The sequence below is a fragment of the Vibrio sp. 1727 genome, from assembly GCF_033344415.1.
Taxonomy (GTDB): domain Bacteria; phylum Pseudomonadota; class Gammaproteobacteria; order Enterobacterales; family Vibrionaceae; genus Vibrio; species Vibrio alginolyticus.
This window is the reverse complement of record NZ_JAWPOT010000297.1, coordinates 1-682: the sequence shown is the minus strand read 5'-3', so window position 1 is coordinate 682 and position 682 is coordinate 1. Positions and strand designations below refer to the sequence as shown.

1 protein-coding gene is annotated in these 682 nt (G+C 48.2%); it reads right to left on the bottom strand.

Going from position 1 to position 682, the window contains the following annotated elements:
• Positions 1 to 682 (bottom strand): potassium transporter TrkG (locus R8O10_RS25345; RefSeq protein WP_318191974.1); only part of this gene is annotated, 682 nt, incomplete at both ends.

The following is a 682-nucleotide window of genomic DNA, read 5'->3' as shown; positions in this document are numbered from 1 at the left end:
CCAACAGCAGTAACGGAGTGGCAATCAACATGATTTTGGTGTGAATATGTAAGAAGTGGAAACCTTTACGCCAATGTCGCCAAACGTCACCAATCACAGTAAAACCCAAGCCGCCAAAGATAAACAGACCAGCTAAGGTGAAACTCACTAACGGATCGTTGACAAAACTCATCATGCTGTCAGAGAAGAGAGCGAAGCCAGCATTGTTGAAAGCCGAAATAGAATGAAACAGCGCATAGAACATGCCCGTCTGCCAACCCATTTCTGGCACCCAACGATACGAGAGGAAGACAAAACCTATCGCCTCTGCCACCAGCGCAAATGTGACGATCTTTTTCACCAAACGACGCAGGTTGACTTGCCTTTCTTGGCCAAGTGCTTCTTTGGCTAATGCTTGCTGACGTAGACTCAAGCGCACCCCAAACATATAGAGCAGCACCGCAGATAAGGTCATTTGCCCTAAGCCGCCGATCTGCATCAAACACATCAGAAGAATTTTACCCGCGAGCGTAAAATGTTGGCCGGTATCGACCACACCCAACCCAGTCACACTGATGGCTGAAGTCGCGGTAAACAACGCGTCAGTAATAGACAGACCAGAAACCGAAAAAACCGGTAGCGTAAGCAGAACAGCAGAAGGCAACAACACTCCGAGAAAGCTCAGCAATATAATGCGCGGTTC